This is a genomic window from Legionella antarctica (genome assembly GCF_011764505.1).
GTDB lineage: Bacteria > Pseudomonadota > Gammaproteobacteria > Legionellales > Legionellaceae > Legionella > Legionella antarctica.
The window spans coordinates 736,571-753,801 of the sequence record NZ_AP022839.1 but is presented as its reverse complement, the minus strand read 5'-3'; the positions used below and the strand labels follow the sequence as shown (position 1 = coordinate 753,801).

The following is a 17,231-nucleotide window of genomic DNA, read 5'->3' as shown; positions in this document are numbered from 1 at the left end:
AAGGATCGACAAACTAGCGCAGAAAGGATCAAATGCATCCCTTGTTACAAAGGAACATCATGCAGGTGGAGAGTGTTCATTTAACTGTCAGCTTCTGATTCATCTCAACTCTAAATCCAATCTTCCATCGAAGAAAATTTGGAGCCGAGATGCACTACGTGCCCAATTATGCATAGGTTGATTCTACTTTTCCAGAATTTTTTGGCATGCACAGTATGTTAATTTAAGTAAGACGTTTTCACGGGTGAAAGCCCCCTTATTCTTAATATACTTACGAATTTTTCGGTGAAATCTTTGTAAGCGCCAAAGCAACCCCATCTACACAGGACAAGTGAATTAACTCAAACTCCTTTAAATTACAAACAAAGGAGACATGAGTATGAGTTCAAATCGACAGGCCTATTGGTCAGAGCAAAACAGCCTCTGGGAATCAAGTGGATTAGCGCAACCAAAATTTTGTGAACAACAAGGTCTGGTATATAAGCAATTTGTTTATTGGCGCGGAAGACTTAATAAAAAGATCTCCGGGAACGCTGAGCCGAAGCTGTTGAAGGTATCAACGACCCCAGCACGTGAACTATCCCAAGTTAAAGCTGCGCCGACATCCTGTCTGGAAGTTATCCTACCTACGGGTATTAAATTGCACATTAAAACTGAAGCAGACATCAGCAAAGCCAGTGCGCTTATCCAGCTATTAGGCGATGCACGATGATATCATTTGACCAGCAGCAGATTTATTTATACAGCCAGCCCATAGATATGCGCAAATCAATTAACGGCTTGAGTTATATTATTAGTGACCTATCGAGCCATATAGTACAATATAGTGGACCCCAAAAATGAGACAGTGGTGTAAAATAGAAACCATTGTTAAACGGGGTACCAAGTGGCTAAAAAAAAATTTACATCTGACTTCAAAGCAAAGGTAGCAATTGAGGCATTAAAAAGTCACAAGACGACCAATGAATTGGCATCTGAATTTGAGGTGCATGCAACACAAATCAATCTGTGGAAAAAACAATTACTGGATGGAAGCAAGCAATTGTTTAGCGGCAAGCATGACAAAGACATGGACTCCATCATACAAGAACGAGATCGATTATACACGCAAATAGGCCAGCTAGCGGTTGAGTTAGACTGGCTTAAAAAAAAGACCGGTCATCTAAGTTGAGCGTGCGGGAGAAGCGAGCCATGATTGATGTCAATCACCCTACACTCAGCATCGTACGCCAATGTGCATTGGTTAATTTGTCACGCGCTAGCTACTATCGCACTGCTGGCGAAGGAATATGTACCGAGAGCCCAGAGAATCTGGCTTTGATGGTCTTGATTGATGAGGAATACATGCGCCATCCTTTCTATGGAAGCAGAAAGATGCGTTCTTATTTACGTCGCCTTGGCCATGACGTTAACCGTAAGAGAGTGCAGCGTTTGATGCGGATCATGGGTCTGGTTTCAGTGGCACCAAAGCCGAATACGAGTAAAAAGAACAAGGAACAAAAGGTTTATCCCTACTTGCTACGTGGTTTAGTGATTGATCGACCCAATCAGGTTTGGTGCACCGATATTACCTACGTTAGGATGCAAGGAGGCTTTGTATATTTGGTGGCAATAATGGACTGGTATAGCCGCAAGGTGCTCTCTTGGAAGGTATCAAACAGCATGGATGATGACTTTTGTGTAAGCGCGTTGGAGAGCGCCATCAGGCTCCACGGCAGGCCTGATATTTTTAATACGGATCAAGGCTCCCAGTTTACCAGTAAGGCGTTTACCGATGTTTTAAAAGACCATGACATCAAAATTAGCATGGACGGGAAAGGTCGATGGATGGATAATGTGTTCATTGAACGGCTATGGCGTTCAGTCAAATATGAAGATATTTACATAAAAGAATACGGAACAGTTTTAGCACTACGAAATGGTTTAAGGGTGTATTTCAAGTTTTATAACGACGAAAGACCTCATCAATCATTTGGAATATACACGCCGTCAGAGGTTTATGCTGGCCTATATGAGGCTGCAGCGTAATGGAATGCCTGTGGATATGTGGACGCGTCCTGCGGATCAGCCATCGCCCTTCGGGACATGTGGACAAGCCATGGATAACAAAAAGACGTTATCCACCGCTTGACCACACTCGATGGCTTCGCGCCCACATACCCACAGGCTCAATAACAGGTGTTTCATTAACTGCTATTGTGGTTGACTCGTGTGCTACGCACCCTCGTCAACGAAAGAAAGTAGAATTAAAGTTATATCTTAAATTAAACGGATCGCTGTCTTGACAATGGGGTCCACTGTACAAGATGGTTCACTGACTCTATTCTATAATCGGGCTCGTGATAAAGTGAAGTTGCTGTACTGGGACAAGAATGGCTTTGTCCTGATTTATAAACGTCTGGAAAAAGGCCGGTTTAAAATCATAAAATATGATGAAAATATGGATGTTGCAACACTTGATAACAAGCAATTAAGTTGGTTATTGGCAGGCCTTGATTATGACCTGATGGCTCAGAATAAAGCCCTTGATTACAGTGGTTTTTATTAATGAAACGTGTTGGTTTTATTGGGTCAAATGATGGTTTGGCCACTGGTTTTTTGGTATAATAAGCCCATGAAAAAGACCAATTACATCACTCAAAAAGACTCCAAAACCATGGAACAAATGGTGGCTGATTTACAGCTGAAATTGGTCGAGTCCGAGAAAAAACACCAAGAACATATTCAATCAAAAGACATTATTATTTCTGCGCTGCACCATCAGCTCTTTGTATTAAAAAACGCTAAATTTGGCCGAAAAAGCGAGAAGCTTGAAGAAGACAAACAGCTGGATTTAGGCTTTGATGAAGCAGAACTGTTGAGCTCACAAGATGTTACATCTGAAGAAGTTATTGAAACCAAAACCATTACGATTAAAAAGAAAAAACCTGGCCGCAAGCCACTCCCCTCAAACATGCCTTATATCGAGCACATTCATGACATCAATGATGCAGACAAACACTGTGCTTGCGGTTGTGCCTTAACACACATTGGCAATGAAACCAGTGAGCAACTTGATGTATTGCCTCAAGTCACTTATCGCGTGATTCACATCAGAAGAAAATACGCCTGCAAGTCATGCGAAGATACTATTAAAACAGCCAAGCCACCTAAACAACCTTTTCCAAAGAGCATTGCCACGGCAGGTCTTGTGGCAGCGGTCATTGATGCTAAGTTCAACCGTCATTTACCTCTATATCGCCAAGAGGATATGTTTAAAAGCATGGGCGCTGAGATTAGTCGTACTAATTTGGGTAACTGGGTGGTAAAAGCTGCCGAGCTGCTCAAGCCCATCGTTGATAAAATGGTGACACAAATACAAAGCTATGATGTAGCCTATGCTGATGAAACCGTACTTCAAGTCCTTAATGAACAAGGCAAGTTATCAACCAGCACCTCCTACATGTGGCTTTTTGGTGGGGGTCCACCAGATAAGCGCTGTTTTGTTTATCAATATCATTCGAGTCGCCAAGATGCGATTGCCAAGCAGTTCTTTGATTCGTTTGAAGGCTATCTTCATGCCGATTGCTACAGTGCTTATGTAAATCTTGATAAGTCGCGCATTAAGCATGTTGCTTGTATGGCGCATGCCAGACGTTACTTTGTTGATATTGTCAAAGCCACTAAAAACAAACCCGGTATTGCTAAATCAGCGGTTGAGTGGTTCGCGAAACTTTATGCTATTGAAAAGCGCTTAAAAGAAGACAAGGCAACAAATGAGCAAGTTAAACAGGCACGAATGACTGAAGCCAAGCCGATTTTAAGTGAGTTCAAGCAGTGGTTGTTAACACAACAAAAAACCACCTTGCCAAAGTCGCCACTCGGAAAAGCACTTTTTTATTCAATAAAGCACTGGGATAGTCTCACGCAATACATTAATGATGGTCGGCTTGAAATAGATAATAATCGTTCTGAACGCGCCATCAAACCCTTTGTGATCGGGCGGAAAAATTGGTTGTTTAATACATCAACTAAAGGTGCTGATGCTTCGAGTATTCTCTTTTCTCTAGTGCAAACATGCAAAGAGCATAGCGTGGATGTCTTTGCTTACTTTAAATTCGCGCTTGAGAGTGTCGCCAAATGTAATAATGAGCATGATATTCAACTCTTATTGCCCTACAACGTCAACCCAGAGTTACTCAAGGATCAAAGAATCATTCCTGTTTTACAGTATGAAGACAAGTAGGTCTTTGGTTTGGCGCTTACAAATCTTTCAACAATATTGGTGGTATAAATAATCCGTCTTAGCGCTTCTGAATACTTAAATATTGTGATAACGCTTCCCTGTTGGCAGCCAAGAATATAATTGGGTAGCGAGTTTCTAAAGGGCGATTTCGTTTCTGTACTAACAAGGATTAATCGGTCTGTAATCTGACTGATTTTTGCTGGTGATACTTCAAGACTATACATCTCTGTTAAGTGATCGCCGATGGCTTCATAACTCATTCCAAGGGCATAAACATATTAAATTCAGTCATTATGGGGTTTTGGCCAGCAATTTTCCATTTTAGCCGGTGGCCTATTATCCGATTAATCAACTCTGCCATTATTTCTCAAAAAAGACAAAATTTTTCTTAACGCAGTTTTGGGGATAGGTTAATAGAGTTGCCAAGATTCTGCCTCAACTGTAATTATTATTGCGACAGAATTCTTGTTTCACCCTAATGGTTTTATAGGAGAGTCAGCCAATGGGGAGGAGCCGTGGGCTGACTCTCGGGCTTATTGATTATTTTGGTATTTTTTTACTTCCGTTTGTACGTCTTCTAGTTTCTTTTTCACTTCATCAATTTTATTTCCACTTAATTCAGTATCTTTGAAGAAAAAGCTGCCTCTTTCTGCTCTTGATTGTTTAGTCACAGCAGCGTAAATACCTAGGGATATACCAAAAGTCAATATCGCACTAAGAATCAATAGCGCATTTTTGATTAAGGCTCCGCTAGCCTTATCTTTAACTTCTCCTTTTGCGTGCCCACAGTTTTGCAACATACTTTCGACTACTTCATTTATTTTTTGATTTCGTAAATTTATATCTTCAATTTTTGCAGCAGCTTTCCAGTTTTTAAGAAAGTCTTCACGAAGATTATGCAAGATAGGCTTATCATGTGAGCTTGCTTCCAACTCCTGTTGATACATTTCATTGAGTACGCCAATTAAACAATACTGCGAATAGTAATATTTTCCCAGGTTTTTTATTCTATCTATCTGGCTACCTTTACTAAAATCTTCATCTTGCATAGCCATATGAAAATTTTCTTGAAGTTTAGCAAGCTCAATATTTATATTTTTAATACTCATAGGTAGACCGTAAACATCTAATTCGATTTTACTCTCATTTTCTGTGCCTTTAAGTAGAGAGTCTTCAATGCTTGCGATTACAAATTGCTCTAATTTTCCCCTTAACTTTAGTAAATAGGTATCATTCTTTAATAAAGACACCGATTCTGAAATTCTTTTTTCATTTAAGCTTACTAAGGCATTGGCATCAAGTTTTTGTTTTATTGCATTACTTAAATTCGTGCTAAGTATGTCATCAAACGGATGGCCATATTTAATAGAAATTAAATTTGTATTTGTTTGCAAATAGCTAAGTAATTCTGAAGCCTTGCTGCCAGATTCAAAAGTTGTGTCACCTATTTTTTCATCACTACATAGATTGGTTTCTTTTAATGTTGGGTTGCCAGCTATATACTCACCTAAGTACTTGAGATCATTACTATAATCAAAGTTACTGTTTTCAAGATGAAGATCCTTTAAGCCTTTAAAACCTTTTAATCCCACAAAGAAATTTTTCCAACTTTCGTGAGATAATTTGATATCAGATAATGTCAATTTTGTAATTGCAGGTTTGGTTTCCATATTTATGAATTTTGAAATGAAGTAATCAGAAACTCCATCATCAATTTTAATATTTAAATTACCCATTTTTAAGGAGTCTGTTGATAATAATTCAATTAATTGGTCAACATCTTTTGTAGTTTTTATTCCCTCAATTTTTACTGTGCTACCTGAAAGATTTCCCGCATTTTCATTTATTTGTTGCAGTAAATTTTCTATACCCATTTTATTTAACCTTATAAAAATAAGAATTAATTGAATTTCGAATCAAAATAAAATTAATTGGAACAAGTTGTTCTTTATTTTATCAAAAAATATCAAAAAAATCAAATTTGAACTGGTTGCTCAAGTTGCCTCCGAAGAATACAATAATAAGGGACACTTTTTATGGGTAAGTTATCGATGGAGCTTTACTTAAAAAAATGATATTCAGAGGCAGAACGTCTAAAAGAACAGCGCGATACCATCGTTCTTGCTGATAAGGGATATGATTTACAGGCCTTTATTGATAGATTAGAAGAACAAGGCCGCTTTGCAGTCACCCCTTCAAAAAAGAACGCAAAAAACCAAGGAAAATCGATACAGAGGTAAGCGCCAAACCAAAGACCTACTTGTCTTCATACTGTAAAACAGGAATGATTCTTTGATCCTTGAGTAACTCTGGGTTGACGTTGTAGGGCAATAAGAGTTGAATATCATGCTCATTATTACATTTGGCGACACTCTCAAGCGCGAATTTAAAGTAAGCAAAGACATCCACGCTATGCTCTTTGCATGTTTGCACTAGAGAAAAGAGAATACTCGAAGCATCAGCACCTTTAGTTGATGTATTAAACAACCAATTTTTCCGCCCGATCACAAAGGGTTTGATGGCGCGTTCAGAACGATTATTATCTATTTCAAGCCGACCATCATTAATGTATTGCGTGAGACTATCCCAGTGCTTTATTGAATAAAAAAGTGCTTTTCCGAGTGGCGACTTTGGCAAGGTGGTTTTTTGTTGTGTTAACAACCACTGCTTGAACTCACTTAAAATCGGCTTGGCTTCAGTCATTCGTGCCTGTTTAACTTGCTCATTTGTTGCCTTGTCTTCTTTTAAGCGCTTTTCAATAGCATAAAGTTTCGCGAACCACTCAACCGCTGATTTAGCAATACCGGGTTTGTTTTTAGTGGCTTTGACAATATCAACAAAGTAACGTCTGGCATGCGCCATACAAGCAACATGCTTAATGCGCGACTTATCAAGATTTACATAAGCACTGTAGCAATCGGCATGAAGATAGCCTTCAAACGAATCAAAGAACTGCTTGGCAATCGCATCTTGGCGACTCGAATGATATTGATAAACAAAACAGCGCTTATCTGGTGGACCCCCACCAAAAAGCCACATGTAGGAGGTGCTGGTTGATAACTTGCCTTGTTCATTAAGGACTTGAAGTACGGTTTCATCAGCATAGGCTACATCATAGCTTTGTATTTGTGTCACCATTTTATCAACGATGGGCTTGAGCAGCTCGGCAGCTTTTACCACCCAGTTACCCAAATTAGTACGACTAATCTCAGCGCCCATGCTTTTAAACATATCCTCTTGGCGATATAGAGGTAAATGACGGTTGAACTTAGCATCAATGACCGCTGCCACAAGACCTGCCGTGGCAATGCTCTTTGGAAAAGGTTGTTTAGGTGGCTTGGCTGTTTTAATAGTATCTTCGCATGACTTGCAGGCGTATTTTCTTCTGATGTGAATCACGCGATAAGTGACTTGAGGCAATACATCAAGTTGCTCACTGGTTTCATTGCCAATGTGTGTTAAGGCACAACCGCAAGCACAGTGTTTGTCTGCATCATTGATGTCATGAATGTGCTCGATATAAGGCATGTTTGAGGGGAGTGGCTTGCGGCCAGGTTTTTTCTTTTTAATCGTAATGGTTTTGGTTTCAATAACTTCTTCAGATGTAACATCTTGTGAGCTCAACAGTTCTGCTTCATCAAAGCCTAAATCCAGCTGTTTGTCTTCTTCAAGCTTCTCGCTTTTTCGGCCAAATTTAGCGTTTTTTAATACAAAGAGCTGATGGTGCAGCGCCAGCGGTTCCCGCTACCAGTTTCTCCCCACCGATAGGTAATAGAATATTCCCTATCTATTCCTCATGGGCAGCAACAAGCAATTCACAAATCATCTGATTGCAAAACAAGCACTAATCGTTATCAAAACTCAAAAACTCATTTAAAACCAAAACAATAGCCGTGTTCAAAAATAAGATGCTATGAGGTATTAATGGGATTAAGTTTGATTTTCTCCTGCCCATGAATAATTGCGTTAAATAAATCATTCCAATTATCAACAAAATATTCACTGAATAGGCGTTTCATTTTATCCCAGAGACCAATTTTTGATTGGCGCATTTTTAGTGCTTTTTGGAACATATTACAACAAAGCTCCTGAACCTGATCAACAAAGAAAGCGAGCATCATCAATAAGGCTAGCATGGTCGAGAGATTTTTATATCCATGTCCAAAATTATGACCAAAGTGGTAGTTTAGGTTTTTGAGTGTATTAAATATGGGATTTTCTATTTTCCAGTTCGCACGTCCTCCTCGCATAATGTCATAAGCATTGTTATTGGTAATCGTTATGTCAGTGACCCAGCTAAAATGTTGCTTGCCACCCTTTTTATTTGTTTCCCAGTACTCCATGAAATTTACTTTAAAATCATAATGGCTTGTATTGAGTGGTGCGCCATTAATATAACGGTAACTGTGCGTCACCCCGTCTTCTGTTTTGTGCTCATAAGTAATACACTCATGTTCGTTGAGCCATTTAAATAGTGCTTTGTGATCCCCTTCTTTAGCACCCGTTATGAACTGCATATCCAGGTTTTTAAGCTCATTGAGGTGAGGGTAATTTGAAGCCAAGCTGTCTTCAACGACAATGACTTTTAAGTGTGGGTGTTCTCGTTTCAAATCCCTATATAACCGTTTGGAAGCGTTGCGTTCACAGTCGTTTTTAGTATCGCCATCTTCTTTCATGATAAGTTCTGGTACAAATGGAATAACCACTTTTTTATCCGGGTGAACTATGGCTGCGCAATACATATTGTGGTAATACGAGACCTTCTCGTCAGGAAATCGAGCATAATGATAGGATTTGATGGCCAGCTCTATTTCCGCCTTAACTTCTTTTGATAATTCCTTATACATTTTTTTATCATGCAGCAATGTAGGCAAACTATCGATATCTTTAATTGGAATCAAAGTAATTTTTTTGTGGTCATCTATATACCATAATGCAAAATATGTTCGTAGTGGATTAGCTAAAATATAACTACGTGCTTTCAGAGATAGGTCGGTAATAGATTGCTTTGTGGTTAAAACTACAGATAATTTGTGATCATGCTTAATACAACATTGGTCGCAATGAATTACATTGGATGCAAAAAATCCAGTTCCATCCCCAGCCAGTAAATAACGACCGTTTAGGTAACGATAAGATTCCAGGGATTTCCCTCTTTGAAGAAAGGCAAATAACCGCTTATAGACTTTACGCAGAGTAGATGGGGCTCCTTCATCCAATCGCTCGCGCATGTACGTATCACTAGGGATCTGTTCAATGCCATAAAGAGTTCCTAAATTATGTTGAACTTGGGGATCCAGTCGGTGACTCCTATCAAATTGGAGTAATGAAGGGTACTTGAGATTAAACATCGCAAAGGCAGACATCAAACAATCCGTCAACGAAATAACATTTTTCCCTGGCGCAGCATCACGGGGAGATTTGATTTTCTGAAACTCTTTACGAACTACAGTGATCAACCCAACTGCAGACAAAAATTTTCTTATTGGTAACATCTTTGGACATTCTATCATTCAGTTTTAAATTAAAGATAAAATAGCAAAAAAGTTTACGAAATAAAATAGTTGGGATGCAGTACTGGCGCACTGTTGAGTAGGTTACGGGAACTGCTGGTGCAGCGCAGAAATAATAATGTCTTTTGATTGAATATGTTCTTGGTGTTTTTTCTCGGACTCGACCAATTTCAGCTGTAAATCAGCCACCATTTGTTCCATGGTTTTGGAGTCTTTTTGAGTGATGTAATTGGTCTTTTTCATGGGCTTATTATACCAAAAAACCAGTGGCCAAACCATCATTTGACCCAATAAAACCAACACGTTTCATTAATAAAAACCACTGTAATCAAGGGCTTTATTCTGAGCCATCAGGTCATAATCAAGGCCTGCCAATAACCAACTTAATTGCTTGTTATCAAGTGTTGCAACATCCATATTTTCATCATATTTTATGATTTTAAACCGGCCTTTTTCCAGACGTTTATAAATCAGGACAAAGCCATTCTTGTCCCAGTACAGCAACTTCACTTTATCACGAGCCCGATTATAGAATAGAGTCAGTGAACCATCTTGTACTATATGGCTCGATAGGTCACTAATAATATAACTCAAGCCGTTAATTGATTTGCGCATATCTATGGGCTGGCTGTATAAATAAATCTGCTGCTGGTCAAATGATATCATCGTGCATCGCCTAATAGCTGGATAAGCGCACTGGCTTTGCTGATGTCTGCTTCAGTTTTAATGTGCAATTTAATACCCGTAGGTAGGATAACTTCCAGACAGGATGTCGGCGCAGCTTTAACTTGGGATAGTTCACGTGCTGGGGTCGTTGATACCTTCAACAGCTTCGGCTCAGCGTTCCCGGAGATCTTTTTATTAAGTCTTCCGCGCCAATAAACAAATTGCTTATATACCAGACCTTGTTGTTCACAAAATTTTGGTTGCGCTAATCCACTTGATTCCCAGAGGCTGTTTTGCTCTGACCAATAGGCCTGTCGATTTGAACTCATACTCATGTCTCCTTTGTTTGTAATTTAAAGGAGTTTGAGTTAATTCACTTGTCCTGTGTAGATGGGGTTGCTTTGGCGCTTACATACAGAGCAGTACAAAGAATGATTTATAATTGAGACTTTTACCTCTAAAATTAAGAGTTTTTTCTTGATTTGATTAAACAGCTTCCTCCTTTTTAGGCTTCTTTCATTTTGCAGGGGCACCAGCGGTTCCCGCTACCAGTTTCTCCCCACCGATAGGTAATAGAATATTCCCTATCTATTCCTCATGGGCAGCAACAAGCAATTCACAAATCATCTGATTGCAAAACAAGCACTAATCGTTATCAAAACTCAAAAACTCATTTAAAACCAAAACAATAGCCGTGTTCAAAAATAAGATGCTATGAGGTATTAATGGGATTAAGTTTGATTTTCTCCTGCCCATGAATAATTGCGTTAAATAAATCATTCCAATTATCAACAAAATATTCACTGAATAGGCGTTTCATTTTATCCCAGAGACCAATTTTTGATTGGCGCATTTTTAGTGCTTTTTGGAACATATTACAACAAAGCTCCTGAACCTGATCAACAAAGAAAGCGAGCATCATCAATAAGGCTAGCATGGTCGAGAGATTTTTATATCCATGTCCAAAATTATGACCAAAGTGGTAGTTTAGGTTTTTGAGTGTATTAAATATGGGATTTTCTATTTTCCAGTTCGCACGTCCTCCTCGCATAATGTCATAAGCATTGTTATTGGTAATCGTTATGTCAGTGACCCAGCTAAAATGTTGCTTGCCACCCTTTTTATTTGTTTCCCAGTACTCCATGAAATTTACTTTAAAATCATAATGGCTTGTATTGAGTGGTGCGCCATTAATATAACGGTAACTGTGCGTCACCCCGTCTTCTGTTTTGTGCTCATAAGTAATACACTCATGTTCGTTGAGCCATTTAAATAGTGCTTTGTGATCCCCTTCTTTAGCACCCGTTATGAACTGCATATCCAGGTTTTTAAGCTCATTGAGGTGAGGGTAATTTGAAGCCAAGCTGTCTTCAACGACAATGACTTTTAAGTGTGGGTGTTCTCGTTTCAAATCCCTATATAACCGTTTGGAAGCGTTGCGTTCACAGTCGTTTTTAGTATCGCCATCTTCTTTCATGATAAGTTCTGGTACAAATGGAATAACCACTTTTTTATCCGGGTGAACTATGGCTGCGCAATACATATTGTGGTAATACGAGACCTTCTCGTCAGGAAATCGAGCATAATGATAGGATTTGATGGCCAGCTCTATTTCCGCCTTAACTTCTTTTGATAATTCCTTATACATTTTTTTATCATGCAGCAATGTAGGCAAACTATCGATATCTTTAATTGGAATCAAAGTAATTTTTTTGTGGTCATCTATATACCATAATGCAAAATATGTTCGTAGTGGATTAGCTAAAATATAACTACGTGCTTTCAGAGATAGGTCGGTAATAGATTGCTTTGTGGTTAAAACTACAGATAATTTGTGATCATGCTTAATACAACATTGGTCGCAATGAATTACATTGGATGCAAAAAATCCAGTTCCATCCCCAGCCAGTAAATAACGACCGTTTAGGTAACGATAAGATTCCAGGGATTTCCCTCTTTGAAGAAAGGCAAATAACCGCTTATAGACTTTACGCAGAGTAGATGGGGCTCCTTCATCCAATCGCTCGCGCATGTACGTATCACTAGGGATCTGTTCAATGCCATAAAGAGTTCCTAAATTATGTTGAACTTGGGGATCCAGTCGGTGACTCCTATCAAATTGGAGTAATGAAGGGTACTTGAGATTAAACATCGCAAAGGCAGACATCAAACAATCCGTCAACGAAATAACATTTTTCCCTGGCGCAGCATCACGGGGAGATTTGATTTTCTGAAACTCTTTACGAACTACAGTGATCAACCCAACTGCAGACAAAAATTTTCTTATTGGTAACATCTTTGGACATTCTATCATTCAGTTTTAAATTAAAGATAAAATAGCAAAAAAGTTTACGAAATAAAATAGTTGGGATGCAGTACTGGCGCACTGTTGAGTAGGTTACGGGAACTGCTGCAGGGGCACTTACTATGGATGCGTTAGAAAATTGGTTCACAAAACCTGGCATAATGACTATCAGAAAATGTGCGACACAACAATTTCCACTACATTAAATTCAGAGAATTTTGGATTTCATTATTTTTTTCATTTAATGAAACAGCATCCAGGATTTTACGCTTTTTAACAGTTTGCATATAAATTTTTATATCACACGTTCAATCAAAACAATGAGTAGAATCCTCTATGATAACGAGTGGTTAAAACTGTCTGTTTCAATAACAGTAGTATCTTCTTTCGGCACGACAAATATGCCATATCGATCAAGACGTCCAGAAACCCCATCAGTCTTATTTTTTGATTGTTCAAATAAATTCCAAATATCCTGGATAGGGTAAGATTCTGTTTGCATTAGCTTACTGGTCCTTATAGTGTCCTTAAACAGTCCTTCTTTTTTAAGAAACTGAAAACTATCCATCCCTCTTATCAATTCAAATATGGATTCATTTAAACTGTATCCATCTATACGGTTGGGGTTATCCAGCAATGTAGGAGAAAATCCATTTCTAATTAATTCACGGTTTAAAATGAGATTGCAAAACAATCGTCCATTACAATCACTGAAAGGGTGAATAAGTACTAATTTTTTACAAAATAGAATGATAGACCGCAATATAGCGTGAGGATCTTCGGGATGAGCAAAAATGGTTGACTCATACTCTTTAATAAAACCATCAATAGTTACGTCTAATTGATCAGTGCTTATCTTGCTTTCCACATCAAAGCCAAACCTGGGATGTCTTTTTAAAGAGCAAAGGTCGTTTAAAGTCTGCATTTGTTCCAAATAACCAAGAAAAGACATCGAATTGGTGCTAACACCGAATGAGGCACCATATTCCCTATATTCACCCGCAGATTTTTCCCAGTCCCATAGGATACCTTTAGTGTCAATCAGCATCCAATTTTGACCCTCAAACCGCATCCAAAATTGACCCTCAAAAACATATCACATTGATTATTTACTTTACTGTTTTAGCTTCGATTTTTAAAGCGATAACTTTCATTTCCAGTCTCAACAATAGAGCAATGATGAGTCAATCTGTCCAGCATGGCTGCGGTCATTTTTGTATCACAAAACACCTTTGGCCATTCACCAAAATTTAAGTTTGTTGTAATGATTAATGATGTTTTTTCATATAATTTGCTAACTAAATGAAACAACAGAGCTCCGCCCGCTTCAGAAAATGGTAAATATCCAAGCTCATCCAGGACAATAGCATCAAAATTTTGCAGGCGATTAGCTAGCCGTCCTGTATTAACTTGTTTTTTTTCTTGTTCTAATTTGTTGACCAGATCAACAACATTATAAAAACAAGCCCGCTTTCCTTGCTTAATTAAATTAGTTGCTATAGCAATAGCTAAGTGCGTTTTACCAGAGCCCGTGCCACCCACAAAAATAATATTGCGCCCAGCATCAACAAAGCTCCCTGCGTGCAATAAACTTATTTCTTCTTCATTAACAGGATGTTGCGTAAAATCAAATTGGCTTAAATTACGATTGACCGGGAATTTTGCGACACTCAGTTGATAATTAATAGCACGCGTTTTGCGTGTTATTTGTTCTGCTTCTAATAGCATAGATAACCACTCATAATGAGTTAGTTTCACCAAAGGCTTCGACTCTTCATAGGCTAGCAACCTATCTAACATGCCTTGTAATTTTAATATCTTAAGCAACTCAGATAATTTAGTGAATGGCATGATTTGCTCCCGTTAAGAGTAAATTATATTTATGACAATTACTTGTGGGTTCTTCCTTTAAGATTAATCCAGCGGGCATTGTCGTTGCTTGAGGAAGTGCTGTAGGCCGTAATCGATGCAACGCATTAAGAATATAATCACGGCTAACCACCTGCTCTGTTAGCGCTAATTCACAGGCTACACTCACCGCCTCAATGCCATGCTCACTCATTGCCAACAGCACCTCAACGCATTCTCTGTCACCACCACGGCGCTTCATGAGAATGCTTTTGATTTTTAAAATGGCTGGTGGTAATTGCCAGTCTTTGAATGGAGCACCATTGCGTAATGCCCCTGGCTTGCGCTCCAGTAAAGGTAAATAATGCCATGGATTAAACAGTGTTTTATTGCGGCCAAAGGTGCGTTGGTGGCAACCGATGGACTCATTACCTGAAAATACCTCTATAGTTAATGCGTATATCCTGAGCGTCACCATCTGGTTGGCATAGGCACAATCAACGCTATAACGATTTCTATCGCAATGAATCAAGCAGGTTGAATGTACTAGAGTTGAAACTTCTTTATACCCATCAAATGGATGATTTAACGCTCTAAAATGAGTTCTTTCTTCTTGAAATACAGCGTCAACAGTTAGTTCTTGTTGTTCTGGGTGATGCCTTTTCTCGGCCAATAATTGGCATTGCTGCTGAAGATGTTCATTTAATAACGACAAGGTTTCATATTTAAGACGTGGTTTAAATACCCAGTCACGTACATTATCAACTTGATTTTCAATCTGCCCCTTTTCCCATCCGGCTGCGGGATTGCAGGCTGTAGGTTCAATTAAGTAATGATCCATTAATGCCAAAAATCGCCGGTTAAAAGCACGCTCCTTACCCTTGAAAACACTATCTACCGCCGTTTTCATGTTGTCATAAATACCTCTTAGCGTTAAGCCACCAAAAAATTTGAAGGCTAAATTATGCGCATCAAATAACATTTCTTGAGTTTCTCGAGGATATGCTACAAGAAAAAATTTACGGCTGTAGCTTAAACGAAATTGAGCTACTTTGATTTTTTGAACAACGCCTGCAAGCTCTACAGTTTCTTCACTCCAATCAAACTGATAGGCCTCTCCGGGATGATAGTATTGTGGAATATAGGCTTTTAATGACTCTCGACTCGTACAGCGCCATACTTTAACAAAACGCTGGACACTATCATAAGAACCGCAATAGCCACTTTCTTTTAGTTGAGTGTAGTACTTCATTGCACTACGGCGTTCCTTTTTCGATAACTTGTGGTCGTTGTTCAACCATGATACCAACGTCTCTTTGAAGATATTCAGTGCAGGTAGTGGTTGAATGGAGCGTTGATAATTTTTCCCAGACTTTTCTGCTCGGATTACCCGTCTAACTGTATTACGCGATAATCCTGTTGTGCGAACAATTTCCGCAATAGTTAATTTTTGCACATGAAACATGCGCCTAATTTTTGCTTCTGTTTCCATGATCAACATCCTCTAATTCCCTCTAGATTATTAAAATCTAGAGTACACGTTTTACTCGATTTTAGAGGGTCAAAATTGGATGCTGATTTACCCTAAAAGGGGGTCATTTTTGCATGCTGATTTACATACCTTTAGCACAAATAGCATGAATGGTTTTAAAATAATCTGGGGTTAACCGCATATTCATTGTTTGTCTGATATAAACCCAACCTTGATATAGTTGATTAATGCATCCCTTTTCACGTGCTTCATAATATCTCCATCCATTTTTTTGTTGATCCCCATCCATAAATAATCGCCACATCTCAATTACAGGAAAATCATGGAAAAAAAACGCCAAATCACCACGATGGTCTGAAAACCAATGATTCAATATGGAATGTTCCAGCTTATCTGCAGGCATCCCATTTCTCTCAAAACAGGATGAATCGACATGTCCCAAGGATAATGTCACTTGTTGCATCAGTCTTGGATTATTGTGTATCCCATAAACTAATCTCCTCAATTCAATTTCGTTTAGATTTAAAGCATGCTCTTTTATAAAAAATAACAACTCGGGCTCAAGCTCTTCTTGAAGATTGAAATTTCCAATTCTTTCAATTGCTGATTCAGTAACAGTTTTCCCCTCCCCCTCTTCGAGTTCTACCAAAACATGCGACATAATAGAGCATGGATTTTTTTCAAAAAGTATACGAAATGCACTGAGGATATTAGCTTTTACTTCAGCAGTACGCCCAAAACCAGAAAAGTTATAAAGGAGTGCACTTATGACGCTGGTTGAATATTCACCTGCTTTATTTATGATTCCTATAGCGGCTGGATCAGTAAGGTATGACAGAATCAATTGACGCAACTCAGCCTCTTCACCTTGAACGTGGCCAAGATTTATTCCCCAAACAATCAGACGAAGGGGTGAACTTAATGCTCCCTTGGGTTCATCCGTTATCTTATTCTCAAGATTGGACAGCTTGGCACTCATTAAATCAGAGATAATCATCATTTGCTGAATTATAAAATTGGTTGGTTATAATACACTATACTCATATTTTTGTCCTCTATATCCTGGTTTTAATTCTGTTCAAAAAACAATAGCTAATTGAGTTGGGAAACAAAGCCAAAGACAGCTATCCCCTGATTGAACCGGGTTATTTTTTGCTCCAAATCAAACGAAGAACATTGATG

General features: G+C 38.6%; 14 protein-coding genes and 4 pseudogenes. 5 read left to right on the top strand and 13 right to left on the bottom strand.

All coding sequences use genetic code 11. The features are described 5' to 3' along the window. Window positions 1-99 precede the first annotated feature (99 nt). Window positions 100-300 (bottom strand): annotated as a pseudogene (locus HRS36_RS19015) (IS256 family transposase); the annotation flags it as partial. A gap of 79 nt (window positions 301-379) precedes the next feature. On the opposite strand from HRS36_RS19015, the gene tnpA (HRS36_RS03735) reads away from it, so the two are divergent. The 4 genes and pseudogenes from tnpA (HRS36_RS03735) to tnpC (HRS36_RS03720) all read left to right on the top strand — a co-directional run bounded on the left by tnpA (HRS36_RS03735) (window position 380) and on the right by tnpC (HRS36_RS03720) (window position 4,225). Next, the gene (gene tnpA, locus HRS36_RS03735) at window positions 380-712 is read left to right on the top strand and encodes an IS66 family insertion sequence element accessory protein TnpA (RefSeq protein ID WP_173236269.1); all 333 of its coding nucleotides are present in this window, start codon (window positions 380-382) and stop codon (window positions 710-712) included. A gap of 174 nt (window positions 713-886) precedes the next feature. Next, window positions 887-2,028, top strand: a pseudogene (locus HRS36_RS03730) (IS3 family transposase). A gap of 259 nt (window positions 2,029-2,287) precedes the next feature. Then, on the top strand, window positions 2,288-2,548 hold the full coding sequence (gene tnpB, locus HRS36_RS03725) for an IS66 family insertion sequence element accessory protein TnpB (RefSeq protein ID WP_173236295.1): 261 nt from the start codon (window positions 2,288-2,290) through the stop codon (window positions 2,546-2,548). 27 nt (window positions 2,549-2,575) lie between these two features. After that, window positions 2,576-4,225 carry an IS66 family transposase gene (gene tnpC / locus HRS36_RS03720; protein ID WP_226905466.1) on the top strand — a complete coding sequence of 550 codons (1,650 nt, stop codon included), beginning with the start codon at window positions 2,576-2,578 and terminating at the stop codon, window positions 4,223-4,225. A gap of 103 nt (window positions 4,226-4,328) precedes the next feature. Here the strand turns inward: tnpC (HRS36_RS03720) and HRS36_RS19010 are convergent. Continuing rightward, window positions 4,329-4,500 (bottom strand): annotated as a pseudogene (locus tag HRS36_RS19010) (transposase); the annotation flags it as partial. A 258-nt stretch (window positions 4,501-4,758) separates the two neighbouring features. Further along, window positions 4,759-6,099 (bottom strand): leucine-rich repeat domain-containing protein, encoded by a 1,341-nt coding sequence (locus HRS36_RS03715; protein WP_173236294.1) that lies wholly within the window; start codon window positions 6,097-6,099, stop codon window positions 4,759-4,761. A gap of 210 nt (window positions 6,100-6,309) precedes the next feature. Here HRS36_RS03715 and HRS36_RS03710 point away from each other — a divergent pair. Next, window positions 6,310-6,464: pseudogene (locus HRS36_RS03710) on the top strand (transposase); the annotation flags it as partial. Window positions 6,465-6,481: 17 nt separating this feature from the next. On the opposite strand, the gene tnpC (HRS36_RS03705) reads toward HRS36_RS03710, so the two are convergent. From tnpC (HRS36_RS03705) to HRS36_RS03660, 10 genes are all read right to left on the bottom strand, one after another. Next, window positions 6,482-7,954: an IS66 family transposase gene (gene tnpC / locus HRS36_RS03705; protein ID WP_226905621.1), complete on the bottom strand. Its 1,473-nt coding sequence runs from the start codon at window positions 7,952-7,954 to the stop codon at window positions 6,482-6,484. A 182-nt stretch (window positions 7,955-8,136) separates the two neighbouring features. Continuing rightward, window positions 8,137-9,720 carry a hypothetical protein gene (locus HRS36_RS03700; RefSeq protein WP_173235428.1) on the bottom strand — a complete coding sequence of 528 codons (1,584 nt, stop codon included), beginning with the start codon at window positions 9,718-9,720 and terminating at the stop codon, window positions 8,137-8,139. 102 nt (window positions 9,721-9,822) lie between these two features. Then, window positions 9,823-10,020: a hypothetical protein gene (locus tag HRS36_RS03695; protein ID WP_173236293.1), complete on the bottom strand. Its 198-nt coding sequence runs from the start codon at window positions 10,018-10,020 to the stop codon at window positions 9,823-9,825. Window positions 10,021-10,047: 27 nt separating this feature from the next. After that, window positions 10,048-10,404: an IS66 family insertion sequence element accessory protein TnpB gene (tnpB, locus tag HRS36_RS03690; RefSeq protein WP_173236292.1), complete on the bottom strand. Its 357-nt coding sequence runs from the start codon at window positions 10,402-10,404 to the stop codon at window positions 10,048-10,050. Further along, entirely contained in the window at window positions 10,401-10,733 is a 333-nt protein-coding gene (gene tnpA, locus HRS36_RS03685; protein WP_173236269.1) for an IS66 family insertion sequence element accessory protein TnpA, read from the bottom strand. The genes tnpB (HRS36_RS03690) and tnpA (HRS36_RS03685) overlap by 4 nt, the downstream gene beginning before the upstream one ends. Window positions 10,734-11,116: 383 nt before the next feature. Beyond that, window positions 11,117-12,700, bottom strand: a complete 1,584-nt coding sequence (locus HRS36_RS03680) for a hypothetical protein (protein WP_173235428.1) — start codon at window positions 12,698-12,700, stop codon at window positions 11,117-11,119. A 343-nt stretch (window positions 12,701-13,043) separates the two neighbouring features. Then, complete coding sequence (locus tag HRS36_RS03675; protein WP_173236291.1) at window positions 13,044-13,757, bottom strand: hypothetical protein; 714 nt, start codon at window positions 13,755-13,757, stop codon at window positions 13,044-13,046. 74 nt (window positions 13,758-13,831) lie between these two features. After that, the gene (istB, locus tag HRS36_RS03670; protein WP_173235816.1) at window positions 13,832-14,560 is read right to left on the bottom strand and encodes an IS21-like element helper ATPase IstB; all 729 of its coding nucleotides are present in this window, start codon (window positions 14,558-14,560) and stop codon (window positions 13,832-13,834) included. Further along, window positions 14,547-16,058, bottom strand: coding sequence for an IS21 family transposase (gene istA, locus HRS36_RS03665; RefSeq protein WP_197933184.1), 1,512 nt, complete (start codon window positions 16,056-16,058; stop codon window positions 14,547-14,549). The genes istB and istA overlap by 14 nt, the downstream gene beginning before the upstream one ends. 112 nt (window positions 16,059-16,170) lie before the next feature. Then, complete coding sequence (locus tag HRS36_RS03660; protein WP_173236290.1) at window positions 16,171-17,049, bottom strand: hypothetical protein; 879 nt, start codon at window positions 17,047-17,049, stop codon at window positions 16,171-16,173. Window positions 17,050-17,231 lie beyond the last annotated feature (182 nt).

What these genes read in the sequence shown, in the direction of transcription:
- tnpA (WP_173236269.1), top strand. Translation starts at nt 380, where the DNA reads ATGAGTTCAAATCGACAGGCCTATTGGTCAGAGCAAAACAGCCTCTGG.
- tnpB (WP_173236295.1), top strand. Translation starts at nt 2,288, where the DNA reads ATGGGGTCCACTGTACAAGATGGTTCACTGACTCTATTCTATAATCGG.
- tnpC (WP_226905466.1), top strand. Translation starts at nt 2,576, where the DNA reads ATGATGGTTTGGCCACTGGTTTTTTGGTATAATAAGCCCATGAAAAAG.
- HRS36_RS03715 (WP_173236294.1), bottom strand. Translation starts at nt 6,099, where the DNA reads ATGGGTATAGAAAATTTACTGCAACAAATAAATGAAAATGCGGGAAAT.
- HRS36_RS03700 (WP_173235428.1), bottom strand. Translation starts at nt 9,720, where the DNA reads ATGTTACCAATAAGAAAATTTTTGTCTGCAGTTGGGTTGATCACTGTA.
- HRS36_RS03695 (WP_173236293.1), bottom strand. Translation starts at nt 10,020, where the DNA reads ATGATGGTTTGGCCACTGGTTTTTTGGTATAATAAGCCCATGAAAAAG.
- tnpB (WP_173236292.1), bottom strand. Translation starts at nt 10,404, where the DNA reads ATGATATCATTTGACCAGCAGCAGATTTATTTATACAGCCAGCCCATA.
- tnpA (WP_173236269.1), bottom strand. Translation starts at nt 10,733, where the DNA reads ATGAGTTCAAATCGACAGGCCTATTGGTCAGAGCAAAACAGCCTCTGG.
- HRS36_RS03680 (WP_173235428.1), bottom strand. Translation starts at nt 12,700, where the DNA reads ATGTTACCAATAAGAAAATTTTTGTCTGCAGTTGGGTTGATCACTGTA.
- HRS36_RS03675 (WP_173236291.1), bottom strand. Translation starts at nt 13,757, where the DNA reads ATGCTGATTGACACTAAAGGTATCCTATGGGACTGGGAAAAATCTGCG.
- istB (WP_173235816.1), bottom strand. Translation starts at nt 14,560, where the DNA reads ATGCCATTCACTAAATTATCTGAGTTGCTTAAGATATTAAAATTACAA.
- istA (WP_197933184.1), bottom strand. Translation starts at nt 16,058, where the DNA reads ATGTTGATCATGGAAACAGAAGCAAAAATTAGGCGCATGTTTCATGTG.
- HRS36_RS03660 (WP_173236290.1), bottom strand. Translation starts at nt 17,049, where the DNA reads ATGATGATTATCTCTGATTTAATGAGTGCCAAGCTGTCCAATCTTGAG.